At 71.1% G+C, this 20,559-nt stretch carries 24 protein-coding genes; 10 read left to right on the plus strand and 14 right to left on the minus strand.

Annotated features, from left to right (window positions below):
- Positions 1 to 38 precede the first annotated feature (38 nt).
- Both ACJOT3_RS18205 and ACJOT3_RS18210 read left to right on the plus strand, forming a co-directional pair.
- A complete protein-coding gene (locus tag ACJOT3_RS18205; RefSeq protein ID WP_406974059.1) occupies positions 39 to 848 on the plus strand; it encodes a carbon-nitrogen hydrolase family protein in 810 nt (269 codons plus the stop codon).
- Between the two features lie 93 nt (positions 849 to 941).
- Positions 942 to 2,657, plus strand: a complete 1,716-nt coding sequence (locus ACJOT3_RS18210; protein ID WP_406974036.1) for a flavin monoamine oxidase family protein — start codon at positions 942 to 944, stop codon at positions 2,655 to 2,657.
- Positions 2,658 to 2,861: 204 nt separating this feature from the next.
- Here the strand turns inward: ACJOT3_RS18210 and ACJOT3_RS18215 are convergent, their stop codons facing one another.
- The 6 genes from ACJOT3_RS18215 to ACJOT3_RS18240 form a co-directional block, all read right to left on the minus strand.
- A complete protein-coding gene (locus ACJOT3_RS18215; RefSeq protein WP_406974037.1) occupies positions 2,862 to 3,770 on the minus strand; it encodes an RNA polymerase sigma-70 factor in 909 nt (302 codons plus the stop codon).
- A 4-nt stretch (positions 3,771 to 3,774) separates the two neighbouring features.
- Positions 3,775 to 4,974, minus strand: coding sequence for an NAD(P)/FAD-dependent oxidoreductase (locus ACJOT3_RS18220; RefSeq protein ID WP_406974038.1), 1,200 nt, complete (start codon positions 4,972 to 4,974; stop codon positions 3,775 to 3,777).
- An 86-nt stretch (positions 4,975 to 5,060) separates the two neighbouring features.
- The gene (locus tag ACJOT3_RS18225) at positions 5,061 to 6,065 is read right to left on the minus strand and encodes a hypothetical protein (RefSeq protein WP_406974039.1); all 1,005 of its coding nucleotides are present in this window, start codon (positions 6,063 to 6,065) and stop codon (positions 5,061 to 5,063) included.
- Between the two features lie 70 nt (positions 6,066 to 6,135).
- Positions 6,136 to 6,444 carry a DUF397 domain-containing protein gene (locus tag ACJOT3_RS18230; RefSeq protein WP_406974040.1) on the minus strand — a complete coding sequence of 103 codons (309 nt, stop codon included), beginning with the start codon at positions 6,442 to 6,444 and terminating at the stop codon, positions 6,136 to 6,138.
- Between the two features lie 174 nt (positions 6,445 to 6,618).
- The gene (locus ACJOT3_RS18235) at positions 6,619 to 6,798 is read right to left on the minus strand and encodes a DUF397 domain-containing protein (RefSeq protein ID WP_406974041.1); all 180 of its coding nucleotides are present in this window, start codon (positions 6,796 to 6,798) and stop codon (positions 6,619 to 6,621) included.
- Positions 6,795 to 7,604, minus strand: a complete 810-nt coding sequence (locus ACJOT3_RS18240; RefSeq protein WP_406974042.1) for a helix-turn-helix domain-containing protein — start codon at positions 7,602 to 7,604, stop codon at positions 6,795 to 6,797. The genes ACJOT3_RS18235 and ACJOT3_RS18240 overlap by 4 nt, the downstream gene beginning before the upstream one ends.
- A gap of 1,134 nt (positions 7,605 to 8,738) precedes the next feature.
- Here ACJOT3_RS18240 and ACJOT3_RS18245 point away from each other — a divergent pair.
- Together ACJOT3_RS18245 and ACJOT3_RS18250 are read left to right on the plus strand one after the other, a co-directional pair.
- On the plus strand, positions 8,739 to 9,008 hold the full coding sequence (locus ACJOT3_RS18245; protein ID WP_406974043.1) for a hypothetical protein: 270 nt from the start codon (positions 8,739 to 8,741) through the stop codon (positions 9,006 to 9,008).
- On the plus strand, positions 9,005 to 9,322 hold the full coding sequence (locus ACJOT3_RS18250) for a hypothetical protein (protein ID WP_406974044.1): 318 nt from the start codon (positions 9,005 to 9,007) through the stop codon (positions 9,320 to 9,322). The genes ACJOT3_RS18245 and ACJOT3_RS18250 overlap by 4 nt, the downstream gene beginning before the upstream one ends.
- A 48-nt stretch (positions 9,323 to 9,370) precedes the next feature.
- Here the strand turns inward: ACJOT3_RS18250 and ACJOT3_RS18255 are convergent, their stop codons facing one another.
- Positions 9,371 to 9,766, minus strand: a complete 396-nt coding sequence (locus tag ACJOT3_RS18255; protein WP_406974045.1) for a VOC family protein — start codon at positions 9,764 to 9,766, stop codon at positions 9,371 to 9,373.
- 453 nt (positions 9,767 to 10,219) lie between these two features.
- On the opposite strand from ACJOT3_RS18255, the gene ACJOT3_RS18260 reads away from it, so the two are divergent.
- On the plus strand, positions 10,220 to 11,008 hold the full coding sequence (locus tag ACJOT3_RS18260; protein WP_406974046.1) for a class I SAM-dependent methyltransferase: 789 nt from the start codon (positions 10,220 to 10,222) through the stop codon (positions 11,006 to 11,008).
- 93 nt (positions 11,009 to 11,101) lie between these two features.
- Positions 11,102 to 11,464, plus strand: coding sequence for a helix-turn-helix domain-containing protein (locus ACJOT3_RS18265; protein WP_406974047.1), 363 nt, complete (start codon positions 11,102 to 11,104; stop codon positions 11,462 to 11,464).
- A 30-nt stretch (positions 11,465 to 11,494) separates the two neighbouring features.
- Here the strand turns inward: ACJOT3_RS18265 and ACJOT3_RS18270 are convergent, their stop codons facing one another.
- From ACJOT3_RS18270 to ACJOT3_RS18285, 4 genes are all read right to left on the minus strand, one after another.
- Positions 11,495 to 11,959 (minus strand): hypothetical protein, encoded by a 465-nt coding sequence (locus ACJOT3_RS18270; protein ID WP_406974048.1) that lies wholly within the window; start codon positions 11,957 to 11,959, stop codon positions 11,495 to 11,497.
- Positions 11,960 to 12,146: 187 nt separating this feature from the next.
- Positions 12,147 to 12,521, minus strand: a complete 375-nt coding sequence (locus ACJOT3_RS18275; protein WP_406974049.1) for a hypothetical protein — start codon at positions 12,519 to 12,521, stop codon at positions 12,147 to 12,149.
- 59 nt (positions 12,522 to 12,580) lie between these two features.
- Positions 12,581 to 12,808, minus strand: a complete 228-nt coding sequence (locus ACJOT3_RS18280; RefSeq protein WP_406974050.1) for a hypothetical protein — start codon at positions 12,806 to 12,808, stop codon at positions 12,581 to 12,583.
- Between the two features lie 96 nt (positions 12,809 to 12,904).
- Complete coding sequence (locus ACJOT3_RS18285; protein WP_406974051.1) at positions 12,905 to 13,744, minus strand: helix-turn-helix transcriptional regulator; 840 nt, start codon at positions 13,742 to 13,744, stop codon at positions 12,905 to 12,907.
- Between the two features lie 191 nt (positions 13,745 to 13,935).
- Here ACJOT3_RS18285 and ACJOT3_RS18290 point away from each other — a divergent pair, with 191 nt between their 5' ends.
- Together ACJOT3_RS18290 and ACJOT3_RS18295 are read left to right on the plus strand one after the other, a co-directional pair.
- Positions 13,936 to 14,880: an SDR family oxidoreductase gene (locus tag ACJOT3_RS18290; protein ID WP_406974052.1), complete on the plus strand. Its 945-nt coding sequence runs from the start codon at positions 13,936 to 13,938 to the stop codon at positions 14,878 to 14,880.
- A 245-nt stretch (positions 14,881 to 15,125) separates the two neighbouring features.
- Positions 15,126 to 16,109 carry an NsdA family TPR-like regulatory protein gene (locus ACJOT3_RS18295; protein ID WP_406974053.1) on the plus strand — a complete coding sequence of 328 codons (984 nt, stop codon included), beginning with the start codon at positions 15,126 to 15,128 and terminating at the stop codon, positions 16,107 to 16,109.
- A gap of 129 nt (positions 16,110 to 16,238) precedes the next feature.
- Here ACJOT3_RS18295 and ACJOT3_RS18300 read toward each other — a convergent pair whose 3' ends face one another.
- Both ACJOT3_RS18300 and ACJOT3_RS18305 read right to left on the minus strand, forming a co-directional pair.
- A complete protein-coding gene (locus ACJOT3_RS18300) occupies positions 16,239 to 16,721 on the minus strand; it encodes an SDR family NAD(P)-dependent oxidoreductase (protein ID WP_406974054.1) in 483 nt (160 codons plus the stop codon).
- A complete protein-coding gene (locus tag ACJOT3_RS18305; RefSeq protein ID WP_406974055.1) occupies positions 16,718 to 17,161 on the minus strand; it encodes an SDR family NAD(P)-dependent oxidoreductase in 444 nt (147 codons plus the stop codon). Before ACJOT3_RS18305 ends, ACJOT3_RS18300 begins: the two co-directional genes overlap by 4 nt.
- A 407-nt stretch (positions 17,162 to 17,568) precedes the next feature.
- Between ACJOT3_RS18305 and ACJOT3_RS18310 the strand changes: the two genes are divergently transcribed.
- Complete coding sequence (locus ACJOT3_RS18310; RefSeq protein ID WP_406974056.1) at positions 17,569 to 18,054, plus strand: hypothetical protein; 486 nt, start codon at positions 17,569 to 17,571, stop codon at positions 18,052 to 18,054.
- A gap of 144 nt (positions 18,055 to 18,198) precedes the next feature.
- On the opposite strand, the gene ACJOT3_RS18315 is transcribed toward ACJOT3_RS18310, so the two are convergent.
- Positions 18,199 to 19,176, minus strand: a complete 978-nt coding sequence (locus ACJOT3_RS18315) for an NAD(P)-dependent alcohol dehydrogenase (protein WP_406974057.1) — start codon at positions 19,174 to 19,176, stop codon at positions 18,199 to 18,201.
- Positions 19,177 to 19,395: 219 nt separating this feature from the next.
- On the opposite strand from ACJOT3_RS18315, the gene ACJOT3_RS18320 reads away from it, so the two are divergent.
- Positions 19,396 to 20,559, plus strand: a 1,164-nt coding sequence (locus ACJOT3_RS18320; RefSeq protein WP_406974058.1) for an NF041680 family putative transposase, incomplete at its 3' end; no start/stop codon positions are given.

Genomic DNA, 20,559 nt, shown 5'->3' on the forward strand with positions numbered 1-20,559 from the left:
CCGGCACCGGCACCGGGATCCGACGGGAGGAGGAGCGGATGGCACGGCGGACCCTGCGCGTGGCCCTGGACCAGGGCACCGGCCGCAGCGGCGACCCCGTCGACGCCCTGGCCCGCCTCTCCGACCGGGCGCGCGCCGCCGCCGACGCGGGCGCCGACCTGCTCGTCGGCCCGGAGATGTCGCTGACCGGCTACAACATCGGCGCGGACGTCGCCCGCCTGGCCGAGCCCGCCGACGGGCGGCTGGCCGCGCAGGTCGCGCGCATCGCCGCCGACACCGGCGTGGCGATCGTCCACGGCTTCCCGGAACGGGACGGGGGCGCGGTGTACAACACCGTCCTGCTCACCGGTCCGGACGGCGAACGCCTGGCCGCCTACCGCAAGACCCACCTGTTCGGCGACCTCGACCGCACGGCCTTCACCCCCGGGGACACCCCGGTGGTCCAGGCCGACCTGGCCGGGGCGCGCCTGGGGCTGCTGGTCTGCTACGACGTCGAGTTCCCCGAGCCCGTGCGCGCCCACGCGCTGGCCGGGACCGAACTGCTCGTGGTACCGACCGCCCTCATGCTGCCGTACACCGACGTGCCCGACCGGATCGTCCCGGTGCGGGCGCTGGAGAACCAGATCCACCTGGCGTACGTGAACCGCTGCGACACCGAGGGCGACCTGCGCTACGCGGGCCGCAGCGCCCTCATCGCGCCCGACGGCACCGAGACCCTGCGCGCCGGAGCGGACGAGGAACTGCTCGTCGGCGACGTCGACCTCGGCGCCATCGCCCGCGCCCGCGAGGGACAGTCCTACCTGCACGATCGCAGGCCGGGGCTGTACGGCTCCCTGAGCCGCGACTGACCCGCGGGCCCGCCCCCGCCTCACAAAGACCAACGGCCACACCGCCACCACCGCCACACCGCACCACAGCCACACCGACCCTGGAGGGGATTCATGACGTCTGCCGTGCCCACGGCCGCCGGCACCGCACCGGTGCAGGACCCGCCGCTGAACATGTGCGGACCGGACTTCCCGTTCGCCTACGACCGGTACCTGGCGCACCCCGCCGGGATCGGGCAGATCCCGGCGGAGCGGCTCGGGACCGAGGTCGCGGTCATCGGCGGCGGCCTGTCGGGCATCGTCACCGCCTACGAGCTCATGAAGATGGGGCTCAAGCCGGTCGTGTACGAGGCCGACCGGATCGGCGGGCGGCTGCGCACCGAGCGCTTCCCCGGCGTCGACGAGGAAGAGGTCATCGCCGAGATGGGGGCCATGCGCTTCCCGCCCTCCTCCACGGCGTTCTGGCACTACGTGGACCGGGTCGGGCTGCGCACCGAGCCGTTCCCCAACCCGCTCGCCCCGACCACCCCCAGCACCGTGGTGGACCTCAAGGGCGAGTCGCACTACGCGACCACCCTGGACGACCTGCCCGAGGTGTACCGCGAGGTCGCGCGGGCCTGGGAGCGGACCCTGGAGGACGGGGCGCAGCACACCCGGATGCAGCACGCCATCCGCGAACGCGACGTCGCGACCCAGAAGGAGATCTGGAACGAGCTCGTCGAGAAGCTCGACAATCAAACCTTCTACGGATTTTTGTGTGATTCTCCGGCTTTCGCTTCCTTCCGTCACCGTGAGATCTTCGGACAAGTGGGTTTCGGGACCGGTGGCTGGGACACCGACTTCCCGAACTCCATCCTGGAGATTCTCCGGGTCACGTACACGGGCGCGGACGACGACCACATGGGCATCGTCGGCGGTGTTCAGCAGCTTCCCCAGCGGCTCTGGGAGGACGCCCCGGACAAGCTCGTCCACTGGGCGCAGGGCACGACTCTGGCGAAGCTGCACGCGGACGGTCCGCGCCCGGCCGTCACGGCCCTTCGCCGCACCGCGGCGAAGGGTTCGTCGGCGGGCAACATCACCGTGACGGATGCGTCGGGCTCCACCCGCACCTACGCCGCGGCGGTGTTCACCGCACAGAGCTGGATGATGCTGTCCAAGATCGACTGCGACGAGTCGCTGCTGCCGATCGACCACTGGACCGCCATCGAGCGCACCCACTACATGGAGTCCTCCAAGCTGTTCGTGCCGGTGGACCGGGCGTTCTGGAAGGACAAGGACCCGAAGACCGGGCGCGACGTCATGAGCATGACGCTCACCGACCGGATGACCCGCGGCACCTACCTGCTGGAGGGGCCGGACCCGGACGGGCCCGCCGCCATCTGCATGTCGTACACCTGGTGCGACGACTCGCTGAAGTGGCTGCCGCTGTCCCCGAACGAGCGCCTTGAGGTCATGCTGGCCTCGCTCGCCAAGGTGTACCCGGGCGTGGACATCCGCTCGCACATCACCGGCGACCCGGTCACGGTGTCGTGGGAGGACGAGCCCTACTTCATGGGCGCCTTCAAGGCCAACCTGCCGGGGCACTACCGGTACCAGCGGCGCCTGTTCACGCACTTCGCGCAGGACTCGCTGCCGGAGGAGTACCGCGGCCTGTTCCTGGCGGGCGACGACGTGTCCTGGACGGCCGGCTGGGCCGAGGGCGCGGTGCAGACGGCGCTCAACGCAGTGTGGGGGGTGATGCACCACCTGGGTGGTGCCACCGACCCGACGAACCCGGGGCCGGGCGACGAGTTCGACGAACTCGCGCCGCTGGCCCTGCCCGAAGGCTGAGGTCTGGGGAGACCTCTGCGACCGGACCGGTGGGCGCGCGGAACCGCGAACCCCGCGCGCCCGCGCACCGGACCGTCGTGAGCCGATGGGAACGTGCACCCCGGGGTTATGGGGATGACCCCGGGGTGTTCTCATGCCCGGAACCGGGCCGGACCCCGGTGGTCCGGGCCGGGCCGGGGCCGGGTGCGAGGGCCGGGGCGGCGCTCAGCGCAGGGTGAGCGCGGTCTCGGCGTCCAGGCGGGTCAGCTTCTCCGGGTTGCGGACGTAGTAGAGGCCGGTGATGAGGCCGTCCTCCACCCGGGCCGCCATGATCCCGTCGAACTCCCCGTTCACGCTGATGGCGAGCGCGGGGTGGCCGTTGACCACGGTGAACGCGGAGGAGATCGCGACCCCCGTCTTGCGCAGGCCGCCCACGAACAGCCGGACCACCCGCTCGGCGCCCATGATCGGGTTCGGCACCGCCTGCTTGATGCCGCCGCCGTCGCCCATGAGGACGACGTCGGGGGCGAGCACGTCCAGCAGGCTCTGTAGGTCCCCGGTCTCGAAGGCGCGGCGGAACGAGTCCAGCACCGCCCGGCCCTGGTCGGGCGAGACCGTCTCGCGCGGGCGGCGGGCGTCCACGTGGCGCCGGGCCCGGTGGGCGATCTGGCGGACCGCCGCAGGAGTCTTGTCGACGGCGGCGGCGATCTCGTCGTAGCCGAACCCGAAGGCCTCCCGCAGCACGAACACGGCGCGTTCGGTGGGGGAGAGCGTTTCCAGGACCAGCATGAGCGCCATGGACACGCTCTCGGCGAGCTCGACGTCCTCGGCCACGTCCGGTGCGGTGAGGAGCGGTTCGGGCAGCCAGTTGCCGACGTAGGACTCGCGGCGGCGCTTGAGGGTGCGCAGGCGGTTCAGGGACTGGCGGGTGGTGATCCGGACCAGGTAGGCGCGCGGTTCGCGCACCCGGGCGTGGTCGACCTCGGCCCAGCGCAGCCAGGTCTCCTGGAGGACGTCCTCGGCGTCTGCGGCGGAGCCGAGCATCTCGTAGGCGACGGTGAACAGCAGGTTGCGGTGGGAGACGAAGGCCTCCGTCGCCGGATCGGCCTGCCGTCCACCGTCGGTGTCGTGCATGGTCCTAGCCCTTCAGCGGTGCGATGGCGTCGGAACGCCGCCGGAGCAGCCGCTCCCGGTGGCCGCCGTCGGTGATCCGCAGGGTACGGCGCGCGCCGGGGCGTTCGGCCTCCTTGGCCAGCTGCTCGACGATGCCCCGGCAGATGTACTCCTTGATCCTTCCCCCGGCGACGCCGGAGATGTGGACGCCGCGGGCGACGTCGTTGCGGTGGGCGATCTGGAAGATGCCGGTGCGGCGGCCGAGGCTGATGCACTGGGCGGCGAACAGGATGTTCAGCGGGGCGGGGTCGCGTTCGGCGATGCGGGCCAGCACGGTGTCGGCGGCCTGCGGGCCGGACTGGACGGCGGCCTGGCAGCTCATCCGGACGGGGAGACCCGACGGGGCGGCGGCGTCGCCGGTGGCGACGATGTGCGGGGTATCGAGGCTGGTGAAGGTCTCGTCGGTGAGCAGGCGGCCCTCGGCGTCGGTGCTCAGACCGCTGTCGCGGGCTAGCGGCGGGACCGAGAAGCCGGCGGCCCAGACGGTGACCGCGCTGGGCAGCTCCCGGCCGTCGGCGAGGCGGACTGTTGATGCGGTCACGGCGGTCACCCGGGTTCCGGGGCCGTCGACGACGGTGACGCCCAGGGTGCCCAGGGTCCTGGCCACCGAACGGCGGCCGCGCGGGTGCAGGTAAGGACCGAGGACGCCGCCGCAGACCAGGGTGACGGGGTGCCCGGTGGCCTCGGCCAGTTCGGAGGCGGCCTCGATACCGGTGGGGCCGCCGCCGACGACCGTCACGGGAGCGGTCGGTGAAACGGCGTCCAGGGCCGCCTTCAGGGCGCGGGCCTCCTCCAGGCTGGCGAGGGGGTGCGCGAACTCGGCGGCGCCGGGGACGGTGGGTGCGGCGCTGGAGCTGCCGACGGCGTAGATGAGGTGGTCGAAGGCGAGGGTGTCGCCACCGGCCAGTTCGACGGTGCGGGTCTCGGCGTCGATCCGCGTGGCCGTGTCGACCACTAGGTTCACGTTCGAAGAAAGGACGTCGGCGTAGTCGGCGACGGCCTCGTGGGTGTCGGCGGCGAACTGGTGCAGGCGGATGCGGTCGACGAACGTGGCGCGCGGGTTGACCAGGGTGATGGTGAGGTCGGTGCGCTGGGTGAGGCGGTTGGCGGCGAGGACGCCGGAGTAACCGCCGCCGATGACGACGACCTTGGTGCGGGCGGTCATGATCTCTCCTCCGTTTTTCGGTGGGTCGATCACAGGACACCGGTGCTCCGGAGCGTGTGACATCCCGACACGGAGAAGCCCAGGACTCAGGACAGGGGAGGGCGCGGGTGGCGCCGCCCGGTTCTCGCGTCGGCCCGCTGGAGGAACATGACGGGGAGGGTGAAGACGAGGCAGAAGAACAGGCCGCTGCCGATGATGATGAACGAGACCCACCAGGGCATGCCGGAGGCGAGGCCGATGATGGTGGCGATGACACAGGCGGCGAGGACGCCGCCGCCGATGAAGTAGAAGATCCGGAAGGCCATGCGGGAGTCGGCGGCGAGCTTGGCCTGCACGTCCTGCGCCGACATCGGCGGCGGCGGGGTGGGGGAGGGCGACGGTTCCGGCGACGGCTGGGCGGGAACCTCGGAGCGGTCGATCCAGCCCGCTTCGGCGGCCAGGGCCAGTGCCAGGGGCTCGAACTGCCGGGTGCTCAGGCTGATGCCCGTGGAGCTGCGGCCCGCGTTCGCCTGGGCGATGGCCCGTGCGGTGGTCCGGTCGGAACCCCAGCCGGGGTTCCAGACGGGGACGAGGCGATTGGAGTCGTCGAAGCGGGCGCCGACCGTGGCGTCGATGACGTTCACACGAGGGCGGTTGCCGGGGGTGGCCTTGACCCGGAGGAAGAGTCCCTGCCAGCTGCGGCGCACTCCGCCGGGGGAGGTGTCGGTGCTGTGCTCGAAGCGCGTGACCAGGCGGATCGAGGCGGCGGGGTCGAACATGACGCGGATGGTCTCGCGCTTGGGGTCGGTGTAGACGAGGCCGCCCTGGGCGGAGACCTCGGTGGCGAGGGCCTGGGCGTACTGCTCGAAGTTCCAGCGGGTGCCCAGGGGGAGGTTCGCGCCGGGGGCGATGGGGCCAGAGCGGTCGAAGCGGCGGTTGGCCATCTCGCTGCGTGCGATCAGCCAGGTGATGCTGCCGAAGAGGAGGGCGCCGCAGAACATGCCGAGCGCGATCCACCCGGCGACGGGGTCGGTCCGGGCCGCGATGAGGAGGATGACCGTCGCCGCCGTGAGGATCGCGGTGAAGAATCCGAAGATCAGCCATATCCGCATGGGGGACTCCTGCTGGTCGCTGTCGTTGAGCGGCCACTGTAGCGCTCGCTCCCGGCACGCACACCAGGCGCTATGCCGTCCCGAGGGTGTGGAGGAGCGTGGTCCACTCCCCGGATGGGAAGGAGAGGTGCCCGAGGTCAGGGTGCTTGGAGTCCCGCACGGCGGCGCCGGTGCTCCCCTCGGCTACCTCCACGCACTGCCCGCCGCCTCCGTTGCTGTAACTGCTCTTGTGGAACGGCACCTCTGCCACCTCCACACAGTTGTCCGTTCCAGCGCTGTAACTGCTCTTCCGGAACAGCATCTCTGCCACCTCCACGCAGTTCTCTGAGCCTGCGCTGTAGCTGCTCTTCCGGAAGTTGAGTACTTGCTCCGCCAGCATGCGAGCCCTCCTGGTCTGTGTGCACCTCCCGATTGACTACCCCCAGTGAACGCGTGTGCTCACTCTGCCCATGGCCAGATGCGGTCATGCATCCTTGCCAAGGACATCTTGTGCCAGAAGATGAGAGTGGCCCCGCCAAATCTCTCTTGGCGGGGCCACTTGCTAGGGCTGCGGCTACTTCGCCGTGAGAGCTCCGAGAAGCCCGGCCCACTCCTCAGCGGTGAACCCGAGGTGGCCCAGTTCACGGTTCTGGGTGTCGCGGACCAGGATCTGGGCCTCATCACGTCGTGTCTCAATGCAGTCGCCGCCGTGGCCATTGCTGTAGCTGGACTTCTGCCAGCTTTCGCTCATCATCGGATGCTGCCTCGAATCTGTTCCAGCCGAGATCGCGACGCGGGAACGGGGAGAGCAGCGCTGCGCAGCTCCGCGAAGATCCGGTCATAGCCGTTCACGATCTCGGGTTCCTTGAGGGACATACCCGCGTTGTGTCCCTCGACATAGACGATATCGCTGCTGCCGGGTACAGCAATCAGCTTGAAGTCTCCCCCCAGGCCAGGATGCCCTTCGGTGTCCATGGGAACGACCTGGATGGTGACCCTGTCCCGATGAGATAGGTCGAGCAAGTGCTCTACCTGCGACTTCATGACCTCTGATTGCTTGAACCTGCGCAAGAGGACGATCTCATCCAAGAGCACGGTGATCACTGGAGGGTGTTCCCGGTTCAAGATCTCTTGGCGTCGTACACGTGTGGTCACGATCTCCTCGATGACCTCCGGCTTCTCCTGCGGCAGCGCAAGCTTGCTGACCTCGCGAGCATACGCTTCTGCCTGGACCAAGCCGGGGATCAGCCCGAGCGCGTACTGCCGGATGGACACTGCGACCTGTTCCGCCTCTGCCACCTCGCGAAAGTACGAGGTCATACCGGATGGGGAGAACGCCAGGTCCCAGGCATTGACAAGGGCATCGTGAGCGATAAGCGCCTTGTCGATACGTGCTACATGGTCGCGTCTTGTCCCTTTCTTCCCTTGCTCCAGATCACTCAGTGTGCTCTGAGCTACCTGTGCTCCCTTCGCCAGCTCCTGTTGCGTCATACCTGCTTGGAGGCGGTACTTGCGCAACATCAGGCCGAAGCGTTTGCGGGCAGGACTCAAGTCTTCCACGGCCACCGCCAATATCGAGCGATTATCGAGGGCAATCGCCTTCTATATGAAAGTAACCGACTAGGGCGATTTTCGTGGACCAAACAGAAAACTGCTTGCAAGGTGGAGGTCAGATGGTGACAGGCGGTCACGGACCTGCCGAGCCATGCATGCGCACGAGGTCGTCGGCAGACGACTGGATGCAAAAAAGTGAAGCGCCCTGGACCGAAGGCAGCGGCTCCAGGGCGCGTGTCCCCACTCAGATCGACTAGACCCATCGAGGAGAGACGGAATGCAGTGTATCGCCGGAAAGCACGCCCCTCCGGGGGCGGAACCGAACACGTCCACGGTGGTGAGGGGGCGGACGGGGGTGCGGCACCTGCGGCCGGCCGAACTGACGACCGTTCGCCAAATCGCAACAAGCGCAGCATTCGGGCTCAACCACGGGGGCGGACACGGCGGCGACCTCCTGTCCCCGGAGTTCTCCCCGCAGTTCACCCGACCGACCCCGGCCCGCCGGACCCCGCTCCGACACGACCCCTCGCCCTCGCCCCGACCGGCCAAGGTCGGCGGCCTCGCCCCCGGCCGGGTCATCCCCCTCCGCCCCGACCTCGCGGGCTGGACCCGTCCCCTCATCGGCGGCGAACCCCTCCACCTGCTCCCGGGGCGGGGCCGCCATCACCGCCCCGAGGCCCCGGTCCACCTGACCCTGGCGGGCTACACCCACCCCGCCCCGGCAGTGGCCTCGGCCGATGCTCTGGCCCGGATCACAGCCACCACCGATACCGAACGACCGTTCGCTATCACCGCATCACCCGCTGCCCCCACTCCGGCGGCGGCCCCGGCCAGCGCCCGGACCTCGGACGCGACCACCACCGATATTGAATGCCCGTTCGCTAAATCCGCGCCGTCCGCTGTTTCCGCCCCGGCGGTGGTCTCGGCCAGTGTCCCGGTCGCCGCTCCGGCCGCCACCGATAGCGAACGATCGTTCGCTATAACCGCGTCATCTTCCGCTCCCGCCCCGGCCCGACAGCCCCGGCGGTGGCCCCGGATCCGGCGCTGCGCTTCCCGGGTTCGTGCCTACGTCTCCCACCCGGCCGGGGACCTGGCACCCCTCGCCCTGGCGATCCGCACCTACCTGACGAAGGGGGTGAGGTGAGCATGCTCGTCGGAGATATCAGCATCGCGGACCTGTTCGAGGCCATCGGCGACATCCTGGCCCTGCCGCCCGCCGCCACCCCGGACGACGAAATCACCCGAGCCACCCTTCTCGGGCACCGCATCGCCGCCGTCTGCGCGGCGGTCGAGCACGTCCGCACCACCGGCGACCCCGTCGAGGCCCTCGCACTGTTGGACGCCGCCGTGGAGGCCCATCCGGTCACCTACACCTGCCTGCCCCACCCCCGCACCGGGGATGCGGGGTGATCCCGCCGCTGTGCGGGCAGGCCGCACTCAACCGCAACGGCTCCCGCCGCACCTGCGTGCTCGACGCCGACCACCCGGGCGACCACGAGGACCCCACCGGCTGGACCTGGCAGCCCCCGGAAACCGCGCTCGCCCACCTGCGCGAGGCCTGGGGCACCACCCACCGCATCGCCTGGACCGGCGCGCTCTGGGTCGCGGTCCACCGCGACCCCGCCGCCCCATGGCGCACTCACGTCGAACCCACCCCGGACCAACTCGAAGACCGCCTCCGCCAACACGCGACGCCACACGCCGTACCCCGGCCCCGCCCGTAACCCGAACCCGGGGTGGAGGCCGCGAGGGGCGGTCTCCACCCCGAACCCTCATTCCTCCTCGGCCACGGCGACGATCACCTGCCACAAATGCCCGTCCAGGTCCGCGCAGACACCGGCATAACCCCACGGCCGCTGCCCGGGCTCCGTGACGACCTCACCCCCAGCCCGCCGCGCCCGCTCGATCACCTCGTCAACCGCCCCGGGCTCGTCGACCGCAAACCCCAGCAGCACCTCATGCGACCCTGGCGCCGCCACCGCCCGCCCCTCACCCAGCACCCACCCGAACCCTCCCGCAGGCACGAGCATCAGCCGCGTCCCCTCCCCGATCTCGAATTGCAGCGGCTCCGGCACCCCGTCCTCGGCAGGCTCGCCCACCGCCGCGAACCCGAACACCTCCCGATAGAACGCCATCGCCCGCCCCCGATCCGCGATCGGCAGACTCACAACAACCCCACCCGCACCCATGAGCGCTCCCTCCCATACGCCTTCCAGTTCCACCCGTTCCGACCCCCACCACCCCCAAAACTCATCGCCCCGCCCTCACATGCGCCCCCACCACCAGCCCGGCCATGCTCTTGAGCCCTCTCCCGCCCATATGCCACTGTTGGCGCAGGCCCTGTCCCACCGAGAGGTCACATAACGCGGAGATAACGCCCTGCGTTTATGCAGGTCATTAAGTCCGAGCCCCGCGCACGCGGGGATGGACCGTGGGTGCGGTGGGCCGGGGAGACCTCGCAGTCCCGAGCCCCGCGCACGCGGGGATGGTCCGGTGCTGATGTAGCCGACATAGGGGATGTACTGAGCCCCGCGCATGCGGGGATGGGCGGCTCAACTACCCTGGCCCGCTCGAACCGGGGCCAGGGCCCCAGCGGCTCAGATGCGCGCTAGGCTCCGGCGATGGAACGAGCCACCGACACGTCCCAGCCCCTCGACCGATCCGCAGCCCCGGCCCCGGCCGTCGCCTCGGCGAACGACTACGACGGCTTCGCCGAGGCGTATGCGGCGGAGAACGAGAACAACCTCCAGAACGCCTACTACGAACGCCCCGCGATGCTGGCCCTCGCCGGGGACGTGAGCGGCCGCCGAATCCTCGACGCCGGTTGCGGCGCGGGACCCCTGGCCTCCGCGCTCCGCGACCGGGGCGCCGACGTCACCGGCATCGACGCCAGCGCCGGGATGCTGGCGCTGGCCCGGCGGCGGCTCGGCGACGGCGCCGACCTGCGCGTGGTGGACCTGCACGACCCCCTGCCGTTCGCCGACGACACGTTCGACGACGTGGTCGCGTCGCTGGTCCTCCACTACCTCCGGGACTGGGGTCCGCCCCTGGCCGAGATGCGGCGCGTGCTCAGGCCCGGCGGTCGACTGATCGTCTCGGTCCAGCACCCGTTCGTGGACTACGTGATCCAGAACCCCCGCCCCGACTACTCCGCGACCACCAGCTACACCGACGAGTTCACGTTCGGCGGGCGTTCCGTCCGGCTGACGTTCTGGCGCCGACCGCTGCACGCGATGACCGACGCCTTCAGCGCCGCCGGTTTCCGCCTCGCCACCATCAGCGAACCGCAGCCCGACCCGGCCGCCCGTGAGCTGTTCCCCGACGACTTCCACGCCTTGTCGACCCGGCTGGGCTTCCTCTTCTTCGTCCTGGAGGCCCCATCGCCGCCGGTCGGCGTCACTCCGACGTGATGCCGTGGTGCTCGCGAACCTCGCCGGACCGTATCATTTATGTTACGCTCAATTTGTTGCGGTCCGGCGTGGGAAGGCGAGTGGGGGCTCATCATGCGTAGTGCCTTCTGGGACGGTCATGAACGCGACCTGGACGACCCGGAGTACGCGCGTGAGTTCGCCGCCGAGTCGGTCCGTGTCCGCACCATCGACTCGATCATCAACACCATTGACGACGAGCGGGTCGCGGCCGGCATGAGCAAGGCCGCGCTGGCTCGCGCCATCGGCTCCGACGCTGCGGTGGTGCGCCGTCTGCTGTCGGCCTCCAGCGTGAACCCGACGCTCGGAACGCTCGCCGAGGTCGCCGCCGCGCTCGGCCTGAAGGTCGTGTTGCAGCCGATGACCCCCGAGGAGTTGCAGGACATCACCGAGCCGATGATCCAGGGAATCGCGAGCAAGCGACCGGTTGCCCCTTAAAGGCATCTGTTGCGTGGTTCCCCGCGTGCGTTATCCGATCGGTCGAGGCTGTTTGCTGAAGTAATCCTCGCCAAGGGCGCGCACGGAATCGTACTCGGCTTCCGAGAGTATCGTCCGGGGTTGCTTTGTGCGCCCATCGACAAGGACGAGCAAGGGTTTCTCCTGGCCTTCGGCCTTGTAGTCGAGCAGACAGAACATCCGATAATGCGTGCGGCGCGGCGTGCCATCCACCCGGATCTCGAACCACCCTGTCATGGAGCCGTGCATGGCCTCCCACATCCCACCGCCCACGAACCTGGACGGTGGGGCTTCGGCGACCTGAATCGCCACGTTGCGGATGCGGGCTCGGATGGTCGCCGGTACGGAGTCCAGGTAAATATCGGCGGGAAACGTTCCGTCCTGGGCTCGGTACAGCACGACCTCATGGGCATCGGTCGGCTGTGGACCTGTACGAGGCGCGGAGTGGTTTCGTTGCTTCTTGCGCTTGGGCGTCACCAGTCACATGGTAATGGTGCGTTTGTGGGCACGGGTCCATTCTGTGAATTGCTTAGGTGAAACATTCTCAGGATTGGGCTCGGGTGCTCGGCGGGGTCGACCGTTGCAATGGTTCGACGATTTGTCTTTTATGTCCCCACCATCGGTGCCGTGAACGGCGGAAATGGATCGCTGTTGCCGGTCGGCGTCACTCCGGCGTGATGCCGTAGTGCTCACGCACCTCGCCGATGTTCGGCGGGCCGTTGAACCCCAAGGCGTTCGGGCCGACGGTGATCGACCCGTCCTCGGTCGCGTACCCCTGCGGGGTCGCCCAGGCGTCCTCAAGGCCCGGCGATCCCGCCAAGGCCTGCAACACCCCGTCCATCACCGTGACGGCCTCCTCCTCGGAGGCCGCCTCGATCACCACGTCGGCGCGCTGCCAGCCGCCGCCGAAGTTATTGCTGCACTCGAACTCCGCCGAGACCACACCCGCGACCGACATCGTCGCCTCGGTGTACGCCTCCTCGCACGCGGCCTCGCCGGACGAGCACGCCGCGGCGGACACCATCACCAGCGCTGTCATCGCGAGGGCCGAAAGCGGTCGACCCACCCGGCGTCGCATCACCCGGTCCGCCACGGCGTTCAACGGCCTTCCCCGTTTCTCCGCGCCTGGGCGGCGGCTCCCCGGCGGCGCAGGTCGATTCGTTGGAGCCAGTTGTAGAGCGCGTCGTAGCCCGCCATGCCGACCCCGATCAGCCCCAGGATGCCGGTGATCACCGAGACCGGGATCAGGTCCAGCACCGAGCAGAGCACCGCCACGACCAGGAGCCCGGCACCGAGACCGAGGCTCCACTTTCCAAGACCGCTCATATCGCTCAGCTTTCTCGAACACGCCCCGACCGTTCGTGGCGACGCAAGAGTAGCGGCAATCCGACCGGATGCGGCTTTTGCGCCGCCCGCCCGTCCTCAGCGCAGGGACTGGGCCCCGATCACCGACAACAGTTGCAGCTTCTCGTGGCTCTCACTCCCCGGAACGGCCGTGTAGACGAGCAGCGACTGCGCCTGGTCCGGGTCGACCAGCCGCTGGCAGTTCAGCTCCAGCGCACCGACCTCCGGGTGCACGAAGTGCTTGACCTCGTTCGGCCGCACCCCCACCTCGTGCTCCTCCCACACCCGCCGGAACTCCTCGCTCCGCTCCAGCAGCAGGTCGGCGAGGTGCGCGGCCCGCGATCCCGGCCCCCGCAGGGTGACGACCTGCCGCAGCCCCGACGCGTACATCCGTGTGAGGAACGCGTGCTGCTCCGGTGCGTACAGCGACCGCGCGGCCGGGTCGGTGAACCACCGGTAGCCGATGCTGCGCTCGGGCCCCGTGAACAGGGTCGTGTCCCCGGTCAGCGCCACCCCCATCGGGCTCTGCCGCAGCGTCTCCCCGAGCTCGGTGATGATCTCCGCCGGGGTGTCGTCCAGCCGGTCCAGGATCCGCAGCAGCCCCGGCCCGACGTGCTCACCGTCCGCCCCGCGCACCGGCGGGTTCTGCCCCGCGAGGCGGAACAGGTGGTCCCGCTCGTCGAGCGACAGGTGCAGCCCCTGCGCGATCGACGCGAGCATCTGGTGCGACGGCTGCGGCCCGCGCTCCTGTTCGAGCCGCGAGTAGTAGTCGGTCGACATGTGGCACAGCACCGCGACCTCCTCGCGCCGCAGCCCCCTGGTCCGGCGCCGCCGCCCGCGCGGCATGCCGACGTCCTCGGGTTGCAGCGCCTCCCGCCGGTGCCGGAGGAACTCCGCCAGTCCGCTGCGATCCATCACGCCCCGCCCTCTTCCCGGCTCCCGCCTCCAGGTCCTGCTCCGTGTCTACCTTCCCCGCGCGGTGGTAGCCACGGACCGCCGATCCCCCCTTCCTGTCCGGAAAAGTCCGGAACAGCCTCGGATCGGGAGTCCCTGGATGCGTTCCGGGGCTTCGCCGATCGTGGATCCCAGACGACACGAGGAGCCGCACCATGTCCCGCGACAGCATCGACATCACCGTCCCCGACCTCACCGGAAAGCTCGCCCTGGTCACCGGCGCGAGCGACGGCATGGGCCTGGGCATGGCCGAACGCCTGGCCGCGGCCGGTGCCGAGGTCCTCCTGCCCGTCCGCAACCCCCGCAAGGGCGCGGACGCCGTCGCGAGGATCCGCCGGAACCACCCGAACGCGCAGGTCTCCCTGCGCATCCTCGACCTCTCCTCGCTCGACTCGGTCGCGGCCCTCGGGGACACGCTCCGCGCCGAAGGCCGCCCGATCCACCTGCTCATCAACAACGCGGGGGTGATGACCCCGCCCGACCGGCAGACCACGGCGGACGGCTTCGAGCTCCAGTTCGGCACCAACCACCTCGGCCACTTCGCGCTCGTGGGCCACCTCCTCCCGCTGCTGCGCGAGGGCCGCGCCCGCGTCACCTCGCAGGTCAGCATCGCCGCCAAGCGCGGCGCCATCAACTGGGACGACCTGAACTGGGAACGTTCCTACGACGGCATGCGCGCCTACCGCCAGTCGAAGATCGCGTTCGGGCTCTTCGGCCTCGAACTGGAGCGGCGCAGCCGGGCCCACGGATGGGGCATCACCAGCAACCTGTCCCACCCCGGGGTGGCGCCGACCAGCCTGCTCGCCGCCCGCCCCGAGGTCGGCCGCGACCGGGACACGGTGGGCGTGCGGATGATCCGGTTCCTGTCCGCCCGCGGCATCCTCCTGGGCACGGTGGAGACCGCGAAGCTCCCGGCCCTCATGGCCGCGACCGACCCGGCCGCCGAGCCCGGGGCGCTCTACGGACCTAGCGGCCCCGGCGACCTGGGCGGCCCGCCCGCGGAGCAGAAGCTCTACCCGCCCCTGCGCGGCACCGAGGAGGCCGAGCGGGTCTGGCGGGAGTCCGAGCGGCTCACCCGGACGGCCATCCCCGCCGCCTGACCGCCGCCCCGGGACCGGGGCGGCGCCCGGTACCCCGGGCCCGGCCCCGGGATGGCGTCCCGGGGGCCGCCTCGGCACCCGCACCCGGCGTCTGGTGTGCGATCCCTGGCGCCCTGCACCCGGCGTTCGTCCCCGGGTGCCGGGCGCTCTGCGCACAGCACCCGAACCCCGGCACCCACCCGGCGCCCGATGTCCGGTGTCCGACCCCCGGAACCCGATCCCGGGCGCCCGGCGAGAATGGCGCCATGGCCCCCTCCTCGACCCCGCGCCGCGGCGGAGAACACCGTTCCCTCCGCCCCTTCCCCCAGGAACGGGACGACGGCCCGGACCCGGTCGCGCGAACACGTGCCGCCACCGCCCGCCTCATCGCCCTGGACACCCGCATCGGCGCCCGGCACCTGGTCGCCGACGCCGCCGCGGCGGCCCGCACCGCCCGCCGGGCGGCACGCCACGCGGGCGAGGACGACCGGGACCTGTGCGCGGCCGCCGCCGAGGCCCACCAGGTCGCCGGGTGGATCGCCTTCGACGCCGAGCACCAGCACCTGTCCCGGCGGATGAGCCTGGAGGCGCTGCGGCTGGCGCGCGCCGCCGGGGACCGCTCGATGGAGCACTTCGTGCTCGCCCAGCTCGCCATGCAGGACGTCCACGTCCACCGGCCGACCGAGGCCGCGCACCTCTGCGACACCCTGCTGGCGCAGACCCGCGGCAGCGTGCGCACCCTCTTCACCCTGCGGGCGGCGCGGGCCGCCGCGCAGCTCGGCGAACGCAGACGCGCCCTGGACCTGATCCGCCTGACGCACAGCCGCCACCTGGACGGGCCGCGCGAGGGCGACCCGGCCTGGGCCTGGTGGCTGAACGAGGCCGAGATCGCCTGGCACCACGCCATGATCCACACCGACACCGGGGACCGGGCCGGGGCCGTCGAGCGGTTCGCCGCCGCCACCGACCGGCCGGGGTACGCCCGCGCCGCGTTCGTGGCCCGGGCGAGCCTGCTGTGGGCGCTGGCCCGGGCCCGGGCCTGGAGCGAGGCCGAAACGGTGCTGGTGCACGAGGTGCTGCCGCGCCTGGGCGAGGTGTCCTCGGTGCGCGTCGAGCGGATGCTCACCGAGGCCGCCCGCCGCCTGGACGGCGCCACCCGGCGGCCGAGCCTGCGCGACGCGGCCCGCACCCTCGCCGCGTCCCCGCACACGCGGGGGCCGGGACGAGAAGGGGAACTCCCCGCCACGTGACATGGCACCCGTGGCCGACTCGGCCTCTCACCTGCGGGGACACATCTTCCGGTCTTCCGGGCCCTCGGCCCGGAGGCCGGCCGTTCGACCCGGCTCTCACCTCTGCCCCATCCCCGCGCGGGCGGGAGATCACACGGGGTAGGTGACGCCGGTCAGCTCCTCCGAGACCTCCCACAGCCGGCGCTGCGCCTCCCGGTCGTACGACCTCGCGCCGGAGCGCACGACCTTCGGCGCGCCCCGCATCCCGGTGATCCCGCCGGGGCCGTAGAACGTGCCGCCCACCGCCCCGGGGTCGGTCGCGGCGCGCAGGGTCGGCAGGGCGCCGTCTTCGGGCGTCTGCCCCAGCAGCGGCACGAAGACGCCGTCGAACAGCAGCCGCACCGCCGGGTGGAAGTCCCGGCTCAGCCCCGTCGTGCTCCCGCCCGGGTGCGCGGCCAGGGAGGCGGTGTCGTGCCCGCCCGCCGACAGGCGGCGCTGGAGCTCGTACGCGAACAGCAGGTTCGCCAGCTTGGACCGCCCGTAGGCCCCGCTCCTGCTGTACCGGCGTTCGTGGTCCAGATCCGCGAAGTCGATCGCGGCCCCCATCCGGTGGGCCGTACTGCTGACGGTCACCACCCGCGCCCCGGCACCGCCGCCAGGCGGTCGAGCAGCAGCCCGGTGAGGGCGAAGTGCCCCAGATGGTTCGTGCCGAACTGGAGCTCGAACCCGTCCGCGGTCCTGGACTCCGGCGTCCACATCACACCGGCGTTGTTGACCAGCAGGTCGATGCGCTCGTGGGCGTCGCGCAGTTCGCCCGCCGCGGCGCGGACCGAGGCCAGCGACCCCAGGTCGAGCCGCTGCACCCGCACGTTCGCCCCCGGGGCCCGCGCGGTGATCCGCTCGGCGGCCCTCGTGCCCTTGGCCGGGTCGCGCACGGCGAGCACGACCCGGGCGCCCTTCTCCGCCAGCGCCGCGGCGGTCCGCAGCCCGAGGCCGGTGTTGCCGCCCGTGACGACGGCCGTCCGCCCGGCCTGGTCGGGGATGTCGTCCGTGGTCCAGCGGGGTCCGCCCATGCCGCCCAAAGTATGCATTGACAACATTGCTGTCAAAGTCCGGGACCGCCGCCCCGGGGGGGATCATGTGTTTCCTGTGAAGAAATCGGGAGGGCCGCGTCACGTATCCCGTCGGCCTTGGAATGCGTCCCTGAAATGCGGCGATGCCGCGTCCATCCGGGAATCGCGACGCGAAGGTCGCACAGCGTGATTGTCCGGGGGCTCGCTTCCGAATGCGTCCGGAACACGGTCCGGTCAGGGGTTCTGTGCAGGGATTTCTTTGTCCCATGCCGCGGCCCGGGTCTGACCGGAATGGTCTGTGTCGGCTGCATTCGGGCTCCCCGGATCCCCGGAGTGGGGATTTGGGTGCATGTAGGTGGCTTTGTTACGGTGAGCCGCCTTCGGGCATTCGCCAAGAAAAGGAAAACATGAGATCGCGTCTTCGCCGTTCATGGGCGTTCTCCATCGCCGTGGCGCTCACGGCCTCCCTGGTCGCCATCGCCAGTACCCCCGCCCAAGCGGACGGCCTCGCCGTGGCCGGACCGCAGGCGGCCGCCGCGCCGCACATCAGGTTCGACACCGAAGGAATGGGGCCCACCGGCGATCGCTATATCGCCGTTTACATCGACGGCCACTACGCCGGGCAGGTCTTCTGGAACTCCGACCCCTGGCAGAACCTGAAGGGCGACACCGTGTACGCGCAGGACGCCCGCGCCGACGGTTACGGCATCACCGGGCGCGTCTACCGCAACGGCAGCCTCATCGCCACGGCGACGACCTCCGGGCACAACGCCCCCTACACCGCGAGCAAGTCGAACAACATCGCGGAGAACGTCGCGGTCACGGTGGTCGCCTCGGTGGTCAAGGGCGGCACCACCTACGCCAACTCCGCCGCGTACAGCGGCCGCTCCTGAGCCCGGGCCGCTCGGGGTCCGCACCCCCGGGCGGCCACGGGTGATCCCGTGCGGTCGGTGCGGTGCGGTCCCGGGCGGCCCGAGGGCCCCGAGCGGCGACGTGCGGCCCGAACAGCCCCGCGCCGACCGCCCGGCCCCCGCCGGTCACCCCGTTCCGGGCTCCACGACGTCGATCACCACGTTCCCGACCTTCCGCCCCGTCTCCACGAACTCGTACGCCTCCACGATCCGCTCCAGCGGGTAGTGCCGGTCCACCAGCGGCCGGAACCCCCCGGTGGCCAGCAGGTCGGCGAACCAGCGGACCATCTCCTGGTCCTGGGAGGGGACCGGGAAGCGCACCGTCCGTCCCGGCAACCACGGGGTCGTCAGTGCCAGCGCCGTGTTCTGCCAGTACGGGCCCACGTCCGAGGACGCGAACCGGCCCGTGGGCGTGAGCAGCCGCCTGCACTCCCCGTACGTGCTCTTGCCGACCGCGTCGAGGACGACGTCGTAGGTCTGCCCGCCCGCCGTGAAGTCCCCGGCCTCGAAATCGACGACCCGGTCGGCGCCCAGGCCGCGGACGGTGTCCACGTGCGCGGTCGGCGCCGTCGCGGTGACCTCGGCCCCCAGCGCCTTCAACAACTGCACCGCCGCCGACCCGATCGCCCCCGTCGCCCCGTGCACGAACACCCGGTCGCCCGCCACGACCCGGAGCCACCGGGCCGCCGACAGCGCGTAGTGGGCGCCCTCGGTCGCACAGGCCGCCGTCGCGAACGGCACCCCCTCCGGGATCTGCGCGACCATCCCCGACGCGGGGACCGCCAGGTACTCGGCGTGGGCGCCGAAGGCCCCCTCGTTGTACCCGAAGACCCGGTCGCCGGGGGAGAAGCCGGTGACCGACGCCCCGACCTCCTCGACCACCCCGGCGTACTCGGTCCCCAGCACCCGCCGGCGCGGACGCGCCAGGCCGGTGAAGCTGCGGACGAAGAAGGGATAGGCGGCCCGGTAGGCGCAGTCCGTCCGGTTCACCGTGGTGGCGTGCACGCGGACCAGCAGATCGCCGTCACCGGTCTCGGGGCGGGGGACGTCCTCGATCCGCACCACTTCCGGGGGACCGTACCGATCGTGCACCGCGGCTCTCATGGCACGACGCTACCGGTGCGGTCCCCGCGGATCCAGGGTCCAAGGTCGGCTGCTGAAAAGGAGGATTGCGAACTAGCCCTAAGCTTGAGATTTAACCTGTGCCCTCGGCCGGCTCGCTGAGCCGGGCGGGGATTTCGGCGTTCAGCAGACAACGAAGCGGCCCCGGGGAGATCATGTGCGCTGTCGACACGCCGATGACACCACCCCGAGGCCACGAACATGAGTCTGCTGCACGATCCCGCCCACGTCGAGCCGTTGTCCGCCTTGTCCCGGTTCCGCGCCGACCTGCACACCTGCCTGCCCCGCCGCGCCGATGCCCTGTTCGAGCTGTGCGACGCGATCCTGTGCGCCGACGGCCCCGTCACCTCCCCCGCCGAGCTGACCCTGACACCCGAGCACCGACGCGGCCACGGCGCCATGTACGACGCCCTCACCCACGGCCGCATCCACACCGACCGGCTGCGCCGCACCCTGGCGTCCCTGCCCCTGCCGCGGGCCGCCGACGGGAGGATCGTGCTCGCGGTGGACGTCTCCCCCTGGCTGCGCCCGGACGCGCCCACCAGCCCCGACCGGCTGTTCTGCCACCTCCACGGCCGCGCCAGGAACACCCACCGGCTCATCCCCGGCTGGCCCTACTCCGTGGTGGCCGCCCTGGAGAGCGGCCGCACGTCCTGGACGGTGGTTCTGGACGCCATCCGCCTGGGGCCGGCCGACGACGCGATCGCCGTCACCGCCGCCCAACTGCGCGAGGTCGTGGACCGGCTGATCGCCGCCGGACACCACCGCCCCGGCGATCCCGACATCTGGATCGTCGCCGACAGCGGCTACGACGTGTGCCGCCTGGCGTTCGTCCTGGCCGACCTGCCCGTGCAGGTGATCGGCCGCCTGCGCTCGGACCGGGTCCTGGCCCGGCCCGCCCCGCCCTACCGGCCCGGCCCCTGCGCGGGCCGCCCCCGCCGCCACGGGAACCCTTTCACTCTGGCCGACCCGGCCACCTGGGGCGCCCCCGACCGGGCCACCCGCACTGATACCGCCCGCTATGGCACCGCCGAAGCGATGGCGTGGGAGCGGCTGCACCCCCGGCTTGCCCACCGGGGTCCCTGGCTGGACCACGATGGGGAGCTCCCGATCGTGGAGGGCACCCTGGTTCGTCTGGTGGTGGAGCGTCTGCCCGGCGATGCGGCCCCCAAGCCGGTGTGGTTGTGGTCCTCGGCCACCGGGATCGATGCCGAGGAGGTGGACCTGATCTGGCGGGCGTTCCTGCGCCGGTTCGATCTGGAGCACACTTTCCGGCTGTTCAAGCAGACCCTGGGCTGGACCGCCCCGCGGGTGCGCTCGCCCGAGGCCGCCGATCGGTGGACGTGGTTGGTGATCGCCGCGCAC

The organism is Nocardiopsis protaetiae, from assembly GCF_045446735.1.
Lineage (GTDB): Bacteria > Actinomycetota > Actinomycetes > Streptosporangiales > Streptosporangiaceae > Nocardiopsis > Nocardiopsis protaetiae.

Coding starts and splice junctions, on each gene's coding strand:
- ACJOT3_RS18205 (WP_406974059.1), top strand. CDS start 39: ATGGCACGGCGGACCCTGCGCGTGGCCCTGGACCAGGGCACCGGCCGC.
- ACJOT3_RS18210 (WP_406974036.1), top strand. CDS start 942: ATGACGTCTGCCGTGCCCACGGCCGCCGGCACCGCACCGGTGCAGGAC.
- ACJOT3_RS18215 (WP_406974037.1), bottom strand. CDS start 3,770: ATGCACGACACCGACGGTGGACGGCAGGCCGATCCGGCGACGGAGGCC.
- ACJOT3_RS18220 (WP_406974038.1), bottom strand. CDS start 4,974: ATGACCGCCCGCACCAAGGTCGTCGTCATCGGCGGCGGTTACTCCGGC.
- ACJOT3_RS18225 (WP_406974039.1), bottom strand. CDS start 6,065: ATGCGGATATGGCTGATCTTCGGATTCTTCACCGCGATCCTCACGGCG.
- ACJOT3_RS18230 (WP_406974040.1), bottom strand. CDS start 6,444: ATGCTGGCGGAGCAAGTACTCAACTTCCGGAAGAGCAGCTACAGCGCA.
- ACJOT3_RS18235 (WP_406974041.1), bottom strand. CDS start 6,798: ATGATGAGCGAAAGCTGGCAGAAGTCCAGCTACAGCAATGGCCACGGC.
- ACJOT3_RS18260 (WP_406974046.1), top strand. CDS start 10,220: ATGGAACGAGCCACCGACACGTCCCAGCCCCTCGACCGATCCGCAGCC.
- ACJOT3_RS18265 (WP_406974047.1), top strand. CDS start 11,102: ATGCGTAGTGCCTTCTGGGACGGTCATGAACGCGACCTGGACGACCCG.
- ACJOT3_RS18275 (WP_406974049.1), bottom strand. CDS start 12,521: ATGACAGCGCTGGTGATGGTGTCCGCCGCGGCGTGCTCGTCCGGCGAG.
- ACJOT3_RS18280 (WP_406974050.1), bottom strand. CDS start 12,808: ATGAGCGGTCTTGGAAAGTGGAGCCTCGGTCTCGGTGCCGGGCTCCTG.
- ACJOT3_RS18290 (WP_406974052.1), top strand. CDS start 13,936: ATGTCCCGCGACAGCATCGACATCACCGTCCCCGACCTCACCGGAAAG.
- ACJOT3_RS18295 (WP_406974053.1), top strand. CDS start 15,126: ATGGCCCCCTCCTCGACCCCGCGCCGCGGCGGAGAACACCGTTCCCTC.
- ACJOT3_RS18305 (WP_406974055.1), bottom strand. CDS start 17,161: ATGGGCGGACCCCGCTGGACCACGGACGACATCCCCGACCAGGCCGGG.
- ACJOT3_RS18310 (WP_406974056.1), top strand. CDS start 17,569: ATGAGATCGCGTCTTCGCCGTTCATGGGCGTTCTCCATCGCCGTGGCG.
- ACJOT3_RS18315 (WP_406974057.1), bottom strand. CDS start 19,176: ATGAGAGCCGCGGTGCACGATCGGTACGGTCCCCCGGAAGTGGTGCGG.